Source organism: Oligoflexus tunisiensis, assembly GCF_001748245.1.
Classification (GTDB): domain Bacteria; phylum Bdellovibrionota_B; class Oligoflexia; order Oligoflexales; family Oligoflexaceae; genus Oligoflexus; species Oligoflexus tunisiensis.
In genome coordinates this window covers 3,146,634-3,159,834 of sequence record NZ_BDFO01000001.1, presented here as the reverse complement: position 1 = coordinate 3,159,834, position 13,201 = coordinate 3,146,634, and the positions used below count along the sequence as shown (strand labels likewise).

7 protein-coding genes are annotated in these 13,201 nt (G+C 56.5%); 6 read left to right on the top strand and 1 reads right to left on the bottom strand.

Annotated elements, in window-relative coordinates; all coding sequences use genetic code 11:
* Nucleotides 1–29 precede the first annotated feature (29 nt).
* Nucleotides 30–1,052 carry a glycoside hydrolase family 18 protein gene (locus tag OLTU_RS13355; RefSeq protein ID WP_218110018.1) on the top strand — a complete coding sequence of 341 codons (1,023 nt, stop codon included), beginning with the start codon at nt 30–32 and terminating at the stop codon, nt 1,050–1,052.
* 1 nt (nt 1,053) lies between these two features.
* On the opposite strand, the gene OLTU_RS13350 is transcribed toward OLTU_RS13355, so the two are convergent.
* Nucleotides 1,054–7,071 carry a protein kinase domain-containing protein gene (locus OLTU_RS13350; RefSeq protein ID WP_141733262.1) on the bottom strand — a complete coding sequence of 2,006 codons (6,018 nt, stop codon included), beginning with the start codon at nt 7,069–7,071 and terminating at the stop codon, nt 1,054–1,056.
* Nucleotides 7,072–7,208: 137 nt separating this feature from the next.
* Here OLTU_RS13350 and OLTU_RS13345 point away from each other — a divergent pair, with 137 nt between their 5' ends.
* The 5 genes from OLTU_RS13345 to OLTU_RS13325 all read left to right on the top strand — a co-directional run bounded on the left by OLTU_RS13345 (nt 7,209) and on the right by OLTU_RS13325 (nt 13,130).
* Nucleotides 7,209–7,607 carry a four-helix bundle copper-binding protein gene (locus OLTU_RS13345; RefSeq protein ID WP_141733261.1) on the top strand — a complete coding sequence of 133 codons (399 nt, stop codon included), beginning with the start codon at nt 7,209–7,211 and terminating at the stop codon, nt 7,605–7,607.
* A gap of 84 nt (nt 7,608–7,691) precedes the next feature.
* Nucleotides 7,692–8,858 carry a baeRF3 domain-containing protein gene (locus OLTU_RS13340; protein ID WP_141733260.1) on the top strand — a complete coding sequence of 389 codons (1,167 nt, stop codon included), beginning with the start codon at nt 7,692–7,694 and terminating at the stop codon, nt 8,856–8,858.
* Between the two features lie 146 nt (nt 8,859–9,004).
* On the top strand, nt 9,005–10,504 hold the full coding sequence (locus OLTU_RS13335) for a lipase maturation factor family protein (RefSeq protein WP_141733259.1): 1,500 nt from the start codon (nt 9,005–9,007) through the stop codon (nt 10,502–10,504).
* The gene (locus OLTU_RS13330; protein WP_141733258.1) at nt 10,501–11,955 is read left to right on the top strand and encodes a phytoene desaturase family protein; all 1,455 of its coding nucleotides are present in this window, start codon (nt 10,501–10,503) and stop codon (nt 11,953–11,955) included. The genes OLTU_RS13335 and OLTU_RS13330 overlap by 4 nt, the downstream gene beginning before the upstream one ends.
* Nucleotides 11,956–12,041: 86 nt before the next feature.
* Nucleotides 12,042–13,130, top strand: a complete 1,089-nt coding sequence (locus OLTU_RS13325; protein ID WP_141733257.1) for a nucleoside hydrolase — start codon at nt 12,042–12,044, stop codon at nt 13,128–13,130.
* The last annotated feature ends 71 nt before the right edge of the window (nt 13,131–13,201 follow it).

Below are 13,201 nucleotides of genomic sequence, written 5' to 3'. Positions count from 1 at the left end.
AAATGAATTGTTCCCCCTACCGTTTCCCTGTGTTTTTTCTTTTGCTCGCCGGTTTAAGTTCCTGCTCGGATGTTTCGGATGGCTCGCGCGTCAGCGGCACGAGTGCTCCAAGGGCGTTCCAGCGGGAAATTGTCGGCTACTATCAAAGCTGGAGTTCAGGCTGGGCGTCCGAAGGCAGCCAGCATCAACTGGCGAAGCTTCCTCCCTACATAACGACCGTGCTTCTCTCCTTCGTGCGCCCGGAAGTTTCCTATCGGCCTGGTCAGCAGTCCTGGGTGGGAACCGGTCTCGATTTCTCCTCCGACTTTCAGGTGGTGAAGGATGCCATCCGTATTCTGAAAACCCGAAATCCGGGGACCAGGGTGCTCCTTTCGGTTGGCGGCGCAACCTATGGCAACTGGCATCAGACCAACACCAATGCGGTGGCGGCTCTGGTGAAAGATCTCGGCGTGGATGGTGCGGATATCGACTATGAACCGGAAGGAGGGGCTTGCTCCTGGGCGGTCGGCGGCACATCCTGTCCCAGCGATCATGAGTTCATTCAGATCATTCGAAAATTCCGCGCGGCTCTCCCACGGCCGTATGTGATCACCACCGCGGCCTGGAGCACGGGAGCCTTCGGCACCGGGAAATATCCGGCCTCTTCGTTCAAAGGCAATCTCATCAGCGGCAACTTTGGGCTTTACATCAATCCCTTGAAGGAAGCCGGACAGGACTTCGACGCCATTTACATCATGACTTATGATGCCGGTGGCAAGTCCGCACCTGCAGGAGCCCCGACAGGCTATGATCCTAAAATGGCTTTCGATGCCTACCGCGAACTCTATAAAGGGCCTTTGATGATGGGCGTGGAAGTGCCGCCCGAAGCCTGGGGTGGTCACGTCTCCACTCCCGCGGAAGCGCAGGATCGTGCGAACTATGTGCTGAGCAAAGGGGGCAGCGGGATGATGATCTGGTCGCTGCATAAGACCGGAAATTACACCGCAACCCAGTTCGTTCAGGCGATGTGCCGCACGATGCAGCTCCCGAGTTGCGAGAGTGCCCTGCCCTGATTCAGGCGGCCATCCCATCAGCCGCGCTGGGAAAAATTTCCGTGGGGAAAGTCAAAACAAAGGCAAAGGGCCGATAGCCGGCGATCGCAGGACGATCGTCGGTGAATTGAATCGCGATTTGCCCGCCAAGGTCCTCAACAAAACGCCGAACGGCAGGCATGCCAATGCCTCGTCCTGATATATCACTGATCTGACCGGCCGTGCTGAGTTCAGGAAGAAAAATCAAATCCGCTACCGCTTCATCTTTGTAGAGCTCAGGACCGGACAGCAGCGCCCGCTCCTCGGCCAGCCGTCGCAGATGCTTCAGATAAAGCCCGCGCCCATCATCCGCAAATTTCAATTCCAGATATCCATGGCGTTCCACGACCGAAACCTTCAAAAGCCCCCGCTCTGACTTGTCAAAGGCCCGTCTTTCCTCCGGCGTCTCAACTCCGTGGTCCAGGGAATTTCGAATCAGGTGCAAAAAGATATTCCGCAGCGCCTCCTCCCCCTGCGGCGTCACCCACAGGCGCGGCAGTTCCCATTGAACAATTGGGGGGGCCTTGCCGAGATCGCGGGCCAGGGACTGAGCCGAGGCAAAAATATCCTGCATCAGGGTTTCCATATCCATGAAAAGGCTCGCACGCAGAGCCCGTGCTACATGTTCGACCTGAGTGGAGGCCGGCAATTTCCGCTGCTCCAGCTGCTGGAGTATCGCGTGAATTTCCAGCGTCACGTCACTGGCCAGTGCAACCGCCTGGGACTTATGAGCCAGGCGCCCCAGTTTCTGCAAAGCGATCGTCTCATAACGACTCAAAAGTTCGTCGGCCTCGCTCAGTCCCCCAAGAACCTCAGCCTGATCCAAACCGGCCCCGGTGTCCTTGAGCATGTGGCTCAATCTCTGTTCCACGCGGTGCAAGGTTTCATTCAGCTGCCTGAGCTGCAGGGAACGGGCCGTGCCTTTGATCGTATGAACATTCATAAAGACAGTCTGAATCAAAGCTCTCAGATCCGACGATTTCCTGTCGAGGAAGAGCTGTCGACTCTCGCCCAGGTAGCGACGACTGGCCGACAGAAAGCGTTGCCAGCTCCGCTCATCACAGCCCATGATTTCACTGGCGATCCGCATGTCATGATCTTTTTCCTGAGCCTTCTCTTCCATCTCCCGCAGATGGGTCACATCATTCAGGGTCACCAGCAGTTTTTCAATGCCGTTGCTGCCGCTGATCGGACTCCACTCCAACTCCAGCATGAGCCGCTGGCCGGAGGTTGCCTGCCAGCGCAAGGTCCGGGGGAGCAGATGCTCATTGAGAGAGAAGGCGACATCCGCTTCCCCCAGGATGGCCTGCAGAGCATTTCGTATCTGATCGCGCTCATCCTCACTCAGCTGGCTTTGATTCAGCAGAAGCGGCAGCAGGGGAACCTGCTCCAGATGATCCCGCTCGAAAAGATTCTGCAGAAAGCGCGAATGGTCGCGATTGATGACGGCATCGCGTCCGGAAATCGTGCAGATACCCATCGGGATATGCTGCATGATGCTTTTGATATCCCGCGTTTGATCAAAGACCCGCTGCTCCAGAGTCTGGTTCAAGGTCTTGACCTGATCCCGCTCGACAGCCAGATCATCCTTCAGCAGGATATTCTGCAGGGCTATTGCACCCTGGGTCGCGACCGATGACACGATCTCGAGACTGCGATCATCGAACAATTCATAGAGCTGGGTGTTGGCCAGATAACAGTACCCATAGTTTTTGCCTTCATAGGCCAAAGGCACAATCATGGCCGAACCCTGTGGTCTTTTATCGGCAGGATCCCGCACGGAAGGACGCACGAGGGGCGTCGCGAGGCTGCGCTGCATACTGGTCGTGGCGAAATTCCAGTCGACCAGGCGCGCGAAGCTCTCGGAATTCCCCAATTCAATATTGCGACCCACTTTGGGTGTCCAGCTGCCGTTCTCGTGGAAAATCAGGACAGCCAGCTCCGAACCGGTTGCAAGGCAGAAGGAATCCAGGATGGCTGTTTCCAGTGCATCCCGATCCTTGATCGCGCTCAGTTTCAGGAATATGTTCAGAAGGGCCTTCACTTCCAGCTGCTGACGAATCTGTCCAGGCTTGCGATTCGTCCCGCTTCGGTGGGTACTGGTCAGCCTTTGGCTGGTCTCCTGCTGCACCCTTTGCCGTTGCAATGCCATGAGCAGACGATCACAAAGACTTTCATGATAGCCCCAGTGGCGCTGGTAGAAATGATCCTTTGCCAGCCGCAGCATGACCTCAGCCTCTTCCGGATTCCGCTTCTTCTCCCAGCCTCCCATCGCCAGCCGTCCTTCCGCCACAACCGAGGCCCAGCCCTGTTTGCCGGCTATGCTGATGCCTCTTTGCAGACAGAAACGTCCCAGTCGGGGCCAGCCAGCGGCATAAAACCATTCCCCCGTCACGGCCCAGGTCTGTGGCCGATAGATATGGGCACGCAGAACCTGGTTGAGCCACGCGGCAGCGATAATGGGCAGGGCTTTGCGCAATTTTTTCAGATGAACGAGAGTTGAGGCATAGACGATCGGCGTGTAAACCGCATAGGCTGACCGGTGCACGCGGATAAAGTAGTTGCGGAAGGCTCGTTTCAGAAGTTCTTCCGCCTTTTCAAACTCGCCCCTGAAGTAATGAACCTCCGCAGGCCCCAAGGCAGCAAAGACGGAATCGATGGAATCATAACCCTGATCACGAATCTCCTGCTCGGCTGCCAGACAGAGGGTTGTATAGGTCGTCACATCCTCGTCCAGCCCCTCCTCAAGAAAATGCCGGGCTGTGATTCCAAGAAAGGTAGGGGCCGACCGCACTCTTTTCCAGAGAGCGATCAACTCGCGCGTGCGCACGCCGGCCTGCCCCGTTTCGCCACCAAAGTAATCAATCTGAATCAGGCCCAAAAGAGCGATCGATCGCCAGAAGGATTCGCCCACGGTTTCCAGATAGCGGACAGCCTCCTCCAGCTTCTGCTGCGCCTCCTGCAGCCGACCGAGTGGAAAGTCAAAGCAGTAGCCCCAGCAGGACAGGGCGTAGCCTTTCAGCATGGGATTGGCCATCTGATCGAAATAGTCATAGGTCTTCTTGAAAAGTTTGGCGGCGGACCGTTCAAAGCCAAACGGAATCAGAATAATCGCCCAGTAGAAGAGCATGATATTGCGGTATTCGTTGTCCTTGTATTTCAAAAGCTCCCAGGTCCTTGGGATGAGATTGGCCATCGCCACAATCGGACGCATAAAGAAAATGGGAATCTCGTATTTGATAAGCAGACGAAAGCGGATGCGTTCAAAGTCCGTTTCCAGTTCACGCGTCTGCCGGCCGAACAGTCGAAAGTAAAGCACATAAAGGAGCAGAACAGGCGTCATGACCAGGATATAGAGATAGGCCACCAGCTCATTTTTGATCACGCGGTCGCCCAGCAGCTCCAGTCCATTGATCGAGGCCTCCAGAGCTCTTTTATAGTCGAAGAGGCTCATGCAGTACTCAAGCTGCTTGGCAAAGATATGCGCGCGTTTCAGCGGATCCGTCAGCGATTCCAGAATCTGGTCATAGAGGGCAATGGCCTCGGCGATCTCCTCGGAAACAGCCAGGGTATCCGCCAGCAGCTCGAGGTATTCGATGCGCTCCTCCACGGTTCCATCCGGACTGGCGGCGACCGCAGCAGCCGCAGCCCGCAGATAATCCTTGGCCTTGTCATAGGCAAAGAGGCGCCGGGCCGCCTGAGCCGCTTCAAACAGCGTGCGGCGCGCATAAGGAGGTAAAGCCTGGGAACGCGTGTGACACAGGTGCCAGGCCGCTTCGAAATGGAAACTATCACGGGCATGGATGGGGATCGTTTCGAGATGCCGGGCGCACCAGAGTCCATACTCGCGATGCAGGAAAAGTTTATCCTCGTTCGTTAGCAGGCTGTAGGCCGCTTCCTGGATACGGTCGTGAAAGAAGGCAAAGCCGTCCGGATGCGGCTGGAGCAGATGCTTTTCGAGCAGCTCCCGATAGCCACGCTCAATCATGCCTTCATGCGAAGCGTCCGCTCCCGGCTTCCTATGCTGCGCAAAGGCCGGCAGGATTGCCTGCAAGGCCTCGCGCTTCATGACAACCCCGGCCAGGCTCGCGATTCCGATCAGCCATTGGGTTTGTTCCGGCAGCGCACGGATACGCTGGGCCACCAGCCCAGCCACGCCAGCGGAAAGTTTGGCATGAAGGATGCGTTCCTCATGAAAGTACCAGCACTTGTCCTTGTCATCGAGAGCATAGACTCCCGACTGGATCGCCGACTTCAGATATTCATAGATGGAAAATGGATTGCCTTCCGTGAATTTGTAAGCCACCTCCTGAAGTTTCGCCACCTCCGCACCGCTTTCGTCGAGAAGCTGCTGAATCAGGGAATCCGCATCGCTTCGGCTGAGCGGGCCAAGCTCCATCACGCTGGTCGGGCAGACATCCAGGACGCTGGTGGTCAGGGCGTGGTCCGGGCTCACTTCATTGGATCGGTAGGTGCCAAGGAGCATCAAATTCGGAATGGCGTCCTGTTGCATCATTCGGACCAGTTCGCCCAGAACGCGCAGACTTTGCCAGTCCGCCCACTGCAGATCATCCACCAGAAGCAGATGCAGTTCACCTGCGGCAGGCAGAAGACTGATGAATTCCGCCAGCGTGCGATTGACGAGATCAAAGTCGTTGTCCGCGAGTTCCGCTGAATGATGAACCGGCAGAAGATCCCGGTAACAGGGAAAGCGTTTTTGAATCAGACCGATGCGTTCCCCCAGGCGTTTTTCCACAGCCTTCTGCCAATGGATCAGCTCGCGGGCGCTCAGCTGGGTCAGGTATTGGCTGTGTTCGGCAAAGAGGACCGAGACCGCGCTCAAAGGAAGATTTTTTTCGTACTCGGAGTATTTCGCAAAACTGATATAGGCCTTCTGCTCGCGGGCCGCATGCAGAACCTCAAAGGCCAGCCGGGACTTCCCGGTTCCGGATGGGGCTCCGACAAAAGCCACGGCCGAGCCGCCCCCCTGGGCTGTTTGAAAGAGGTCTTTTAAATGATTCAATTCCTGGACCCGGCCGACCATGGGAATGTGATAATTCAATTCCCGAAGCTTGTCCTTGGTGCCCAGGGCAAAGGGTGCAATCGTCGAGCCGCCGTCCAGACTTTCCAGGCAACGCTGGATATCGGCCAGAAGACCGAACGCGGAGTGATAACGTTCCTCCGGATTCTTGCGGAGGAGCTTGCTGATGATCCCGCTCAAGGGGAGCGGAAAGTCAGGCAGAATTTCATGAAGAGGCCTGGGCACCTCATGCAAAAGGCGATTGATCAATTCCCGGCTGTCCGAGCCATGGAACGGCGGACTGCCACACGCGGCTTCATAAAGCGAAACGCCCAGGGCATAGAGATCGCTGGTCGCGCTGCCGGCAAGTTTTCCAAAGCCCGTGCGCTCGGGAGGAAGATAGGCCAGGGTCGCAACCCCATCATTACGGTCGAGGATGTTTCCCTCAAGAAATCCGGCGTGACCGAAGTCCACCAGGACAAGTTCGAGGGGCTTCTCGCGGCGCAAACACAGGTTGCTGGGTTTGATATCGCCGTGAAAAAGGTTTTCCTGATGCATGGCAACCAGAACGGAAGCCACCTGCTGGGCGATGGAAACGATTTCCCGGGGACTCAGAAGGGAGGTTTTGCCGTCAACAGCCTCCTTGCGAGCCGCGATAAGTCGGGCCAGGTCGCCTTCGGGTATGAATTCTTCCACGATAAAAGGCATGCTGCCATCCAGTTCCACGGCATGAATCTGAATGGCATGAGGATGATTGATGCGACTAACAGCAAGGCTTTCGCGATGGACCAGCTGGATGGCGTCGAGCTCAAATTCCCGAAGCTTTTGCGGGTCAAAACATTTGATCGCAACGTAGCGCTGCGTGCCCTGGCTTCTCCAGATGGCTCGATAGACTTCGCCAATACCACCTGAGCCGAGATGCTGGACTATTTCCAGTTCGTCTCCGCGCAGTTTCTGCCCTGGACGTAATAAATTTGGCAAGCGTCAACTCCTGATCCATCCGTGGAATGAGATCGGAAGAAACCGGGCCCTGGATGAGTCCGCCATTTTTCGCATGCAATTTGCAGGCACACGGTACGGACATTCCTCTCAAAACCCTAGCGTAAGGGAGCTCAACAATGGAAACGCAGATAGCGGCAGGAATCAATGAGCATTCTTTCCAGAATATTCTCAAAAGTGTGAACGATGACATGCAGGTCTGCATTCAAAACTGTCTGACCTGCCATCAAACCTGTGAGCAGATCATGGTTTATTGCCTGGAACGCGGCAGTGTCTATGCTGCACCAGGTCATATAAAAACCTTCAGGGACTGTGCCGCCACGTGTGCACTGACGGCCGACTTTCTGATCCGTGGTTCGGATTTTCATACCCGCATCTGTTCAGTGTGTGCAGAACTCTGCACGGCCTGTGCAGAAATTTGTGAGCGGATGTCGGATGACGCCATGATGGAAAAATGCGCAGACGTCTGTCACCGCTGTGCGGCCAGCTGTCGACAGATGGGCACGTATCAGCATTAATTTATTACGGACCATGGTCCTATATTTGCATAGTTCATTGATTGCGAATTACATAATTCTGTGAACAGGTTCAAGGAACACACCATGGAAAATCTGTTTCAGTCAAAGAATGACCTTGCCCTACTCACGCGGCCCCATGCCAACCCCTGTTTATCCCTCTACGTTCCCCTGGCCCGGGGCGGCAATCGGAAAGGAGATGAACTCAAGCTTGAACAATTGAAGCGTCAGGCGGAAATCATGTTGAACGACGGAGGCCTCCATAGCAGCAAGGCCTCGGAACTTGTCCAACCGATTGAGAACCTGCTTGAGGATGGAATCCGCCAACTGAAAGGAGAGAAAATTGTTGGCCTGGCGTTTTTCGTCGCGCCGGATATTCAGAGGACCTATCTGGCTTCGCATGCCACGCCCGAAAAGGTTACAGTGGACAACCACTTTGATCTGAGGCCACTGGTGGATCTCCTCCCCTTGGAGGATGAGTTCTTCGTGCTGGCCATCAATAAAAATCAGGTGATTCTGTTTCAGGGCGCCCAAGGAACGCTGACGCCCATCTTTCTGCCTCCGGGGGCCTCGCCCGAGCTCTACGATCGCGCCGCCACGCATGCGCTCACGCCCGACCCGGAGATCGACGAGTCAGGCTCCCTGGCCGCATCGAATCTGGTCGGCAAACTCTATTCCACCGTTTCACTCGACCGTGATTTCAAGTTTGTCGACGAATACATCCGTAACGTCTGTCATGATATCGATCAGTATCTGAATGGTAAAAAGGCTCCCCTGATCATTGCCTCGACCGAAGCGCTGAAACCCATTGTCGAGAAACACCTGAAGTATCGGCACGTGGCCAGCGAGGAGATCCGCACTCCCACGTCCCCCGATCGGAGCAATGCTGCGGAATTGCATCAACAGGCTCAAAGGATTCTGGAACGTTTCCATAACGAGGAAAAACGCAAGCAACTGGCACGCTATCGGGAGGTGGCCGGCACACGATTTTCGGCAACGCTGGTCGCCGATGTCCTGCAGGCCGCTCGCACGGGACAGATCGAGGTGCTGCTGGCCTCCGCGCGGCGCAATCTTTACGGCCGCTACGACCGCGATACCGGTGAGGTGGAAATTCATTCCGAGCGCAAGGTCACGGATACGGAACTTGTGTCGCTCGCTGTCCAGGAAGCCATCAATCATGACGCCAGAGTCTATCTGGTCGATGATGCCGATCTTCCGCCGGAAAGCCCGCTGGCCGCCATCCTCCGATGGTAGTTGACATAAACGATTCCATTCAGACGGCTGCGGAGCGCAGAGCATGCGCTCCGTCGCGCCTCGGAATGGCAACTCAGGACAGAGGAGGAGTTGTTTTTTCAAAAACGTGATAGCATGCCGACAGGTCAGCTGAAGGATCATCCCACATGATGGATGCCATGTCAGAAATCGTCGCTTTTTTGCAGGGTTTTTCGCAGGATTTTGGACTCAGCCGTTGGATCTTTCTCCGGCTCCTGGGTCTTATCTATGGAGTAGCCTTTCTGTCACTCATCGTGCAGGTGCGCGGCTTGATCGGCGAGCATGGCATTCTTCCGGTCACAGATTATTTGGATTATGTCAAAAAACGCTTAAACGGCGACGCCTGGCGCATCCTCCCCACGGTTTTCTGGATGGATGCGCGGGATCGCACGCTGCTGGGCGTCTGTGCTCTGGGTCTTGCGGCCTCCTTCTGTCTCACCATCGGTTTTCTGGAACTGCCTTGCCTGATCCTGCTTTTTATCAGCTATCTCTCGCTCACCATCGCGGGTCAGGATTTTCTCTCCTTCCAGTGGGATATTCTGCTGATTGAAACAGGGTTCCTGGCCATTTTTCTCACGGGCGACCTTTCTCCCGTCATTCTTCTCCTGTTCTGGTGGCTTCTCTTCCGCCTGATGTTTGAATCCGGGGCCGTCAAGCTTTCCTGTGGCGATGAAACCTGGCGCCACCTGACGGCCCTTGACGTTCACTATGAGACGCAGCCTCTCCCCCATCGCGTGGCCTGGTATGCTCACCAGCTGCCCCGGTTTTTGCAAAAGATCTCGGTCGGGCTTGTTCTGGTGATTGAAATCCTTCTCCCCTTTTTCATCTTTCTGCCGCCGCCGTTTCGTTGGATCGCCGCCCTGGGTCTTGTGCTTCTGATGGTGCTGATCTTTTTCACGGGGAACTATAATTTTTTCAACCTGCTGACCCTGGCCCTCTGTGCTCTGCTGATCGATGACAGTGTCTGGCTGCGCCTGCTGCCGGCTTCGCTGCTGCCGGCCATGCCGGAGATTCCGGTGACAGCGGAGGCTCAAAGCCTGCCTCTTCTCTGGCTCGTGCACCTGATTCTGGCCTTGGTCATTCTCATCGTAAGTCTGCCGCAGGTGATTCAGGCTGCCCTGCCTCAGGTGAAAACGCCCGGCTGGATGGAACGGCTGCAGATTTTGATCCAGCCCTTCCATCTCATCAACAGTTATGGATTGTTCCGGCACATGACCGTGACGCGTCCGGAGATCATCATCGAAGGCAGCATGGATGGTGTGCACTGGAAGTCCTATGAATTCCGCTATAAACCAGGAGATCTGCGGCAGCCGCCACGCTTCGTCGCACCGCATCAGCCACGACTCGACTGGCAAATGTGGTTTGCGGCGCTGAGCTCCTTTCAGTCGACCCTCTGGTTTCAAAGCCTGCTCATCCGTTTGCTGGAAGGGTCGCCGGAGGTGCTGCGCCTGCTCAAGCATCATCCCTTTGAAGGCCCGCCGCGTTACATCCGCGCCCTGCTCTATGACTATAAATTTACGACCCTGGCGGAGCGAAAACAAACCGGGGACTGGTGGAAGCGAACCCTGCTCGGCCGCTATTCGCCCACTCTGATGCGTCGCGATGCGGAGGAGAACAGCGCACCATGACCCAACCGGATGCTGTTGTCATCGGCTCGGGACCGAATGGACTCGCGGCCGCCATAACCCTGGCCCGTGCGGGTCTCAAGGTCACCGTTTATGAAGCAGCTGCCCTGCCGGGCGGCGGGATGCGTAGCGAGGAACTTACGCAGCCAGGCGTTATTCATGACGTCTGCTCCGCGGTGCATCCGCTGGCTGTCGCGTCGCCGGCCTTTCAAAGTTTTCAACTCGAACGTTTCGGGCTGGAATGGATTCAGCCACCGGTGCCTGCCGTGCATCCTTTGGATGGTGGACATGCCGTGCGTCTCGAACGTGATGTGTATGCGACCGCCGCGGGCCTCGGAGCCGATGAAAAAAATTACATCAAGGCTTTCGAAAAATACGTCCAGCATGTCGATCCTTTGCTCAAGGACGTTCTGGCCCCGCTGCATGTCCCGCTTCATCCCTGGCTCTATGCGCGATTCGGTCTCAAGGCTCTGCACTCGGCCGAGGCCTTTGTGCAGCGTTCCTTTCGCACGCGGGAGGCCCAGGCTCTCTTTGCCGGCGTCGCCGCGCATTCATCCTTGCGATTGGATGCTCCCCTCAGTGCCGCGGTGGGTCTGATGCTCAGCATCGCGGGACACGCCTACGGCTGGCCGATACCTCGCGGCGGCAGTCAGAGCATTGCGCAGGCCCTGGTCGCCTGTTTCAAAGAGGCTGGCGGAACCCTGCAGCTCAACCATCGCATCACCAGCGTGGATGAGCTGCAGGACGCGAGTCTTAAACTTTTCGATGTGACGCCCAGGCAGCTGGTGGCGCTCTGTGGTGAGCATCTGCCGCGGAGTTTCCGCCAAAGGCTTTTGAAATTTCGTTATGGGCCCGGGATTTTTAAACTCGATTGGACGCTGGACGCCCCGGTGCCATGGGCATCACCCGCCTGTCATGAAACGGCCACGCTGCACCTCGGTGGCGATTTTGCCGAACTGGCTCGCAGTGAGGCTCAGGTCAACCAGGGTCAGATTCCGGATCGACCCTATGTGCTGGTTGCCCAGCCGAGCCTGTTCGATCCCACGCGCACGGGAGATCAACGTCATACGCTCTGGGCCTACTGTCATGTGCCGGCGCAAAGCCTTGAGGATATGACCGAACGGGTGGAAGCGCAGATCGAACGTTTTGCGCCTGGTTTCAGGAAACTCATCCGGGCACGCCATGCCATGAATTCCGCAGACATCGAGCGCCATAATCCCAATTACATAGGCGGCAGTATATCCGGTGGGCTTATGGATTGGCGTCAGGCCTTCGCGCGTCCCGTGCTGGCATGGAACCCTTACCGCACACCTCATCCACGTATTTTCCTGTGTTCCTCCTCTACCCCTCCTGGACCGGGCGTTCATGGGATGTGTGGCGCGGCGGCCGCGCGGACGGCCCTTGCCTCCCTCGGGCGAGTCCAGCGGACTTCACAAAAATCACCAGGTCAATAATCAACAGGTTCCGTGCCTTGAATTGAACTGGAAAATTTTTGCGTCATCCCCTAGAACAGCCTGTCTCACGCAACCATGAGGATCCCATGACGTTCATCCGTAACCTGATTTTTGGCCTTCTTTGTTTCGGAAGCTGTTCCATGGCCTGGGCCGCAAAAACCCCCATCATTATCGACAATGATATGGCCATCGATGATTGGGTCGCCATGCTTTACCTCCTGCATCATCCGGATGCCCAGGTTTTGGGTGTCACCGTTACCGGAGCCGGGGAAGCCCATTGTGAGCCGGGTGCCCAGCATGCGGTAAACCTGGTCGATGTCACGCCGCACAAGGGCATCCCGGTGGCCTGTGGGCCGGAGGAACCCATGGATGGCTTCCATCAGTTTCCAGCTCCCTGGCGCGAGGGCGCGGACACCTTCTATGGTGTTTCCCTCCCGGTCAGCCCACGCAAGCCTGAGAAACAATCGGCCCCTGATCTTCTCATTTCCCTGCTGGAGCGGTCCGAAGCCCCTGTGCGGCTGGTGGTCCTTGGGAATGCCACGAACGTTGCGCTGGCGTTGAGAAAAGCCCCTCAGATCAAAAAGCGGATCGAACGCATCCACTTCATGGGCGGGTCCGTCTGGGCCGGTGGCAACATCATCGTGCCGAACTTTACCGACCAATATAAAAACAAAAGCGCCGAGTGGAATATCCTCATCGACCCGATCGCCGCGCGGGACGTTCTGGAATCCGGTGTGCCGGTGACGCTTGTCTCTCTCGATGGCACCAACCACGTAAAGGTTCTGCCAGCTGATGCGGTCGCGATGAAAAAAGCCGCGAAAAGTGCAGGCGCGAAATTTTTCAGTCGCATCCTCGACAAAACCAAATGGTTCATCGACTCGGGCGAGTATTATTTCTGGGACGCCCTCACGGCTGCCGTGGCCCTCCATCCCGAATACTGCACATCGCAGGACCTTCCGCTGGAAGTGGTGGTGGCCTATTCAGACAAAACCAACGGGGTTCCCCTGCCCGCCTTCAGCAAGGTTCGATGGGATGGCAAGGAGCGCCGGAACTTCGATCCCTACTTCACCGGGCAGACCATCCTCTCGGATCGCGGGGCCATGACCCGGGTGTGCGTGGCCGCAGACGCGAAAACGTTCAAGCAGGACCTGATTCGCACGATCAATTTGTTTTGACGCAGTTTTGCCTCCCGCCTGGCCCGAAATTTGCGAACGATGCGGTGAACTTGAACACCTGGACGTGGAGG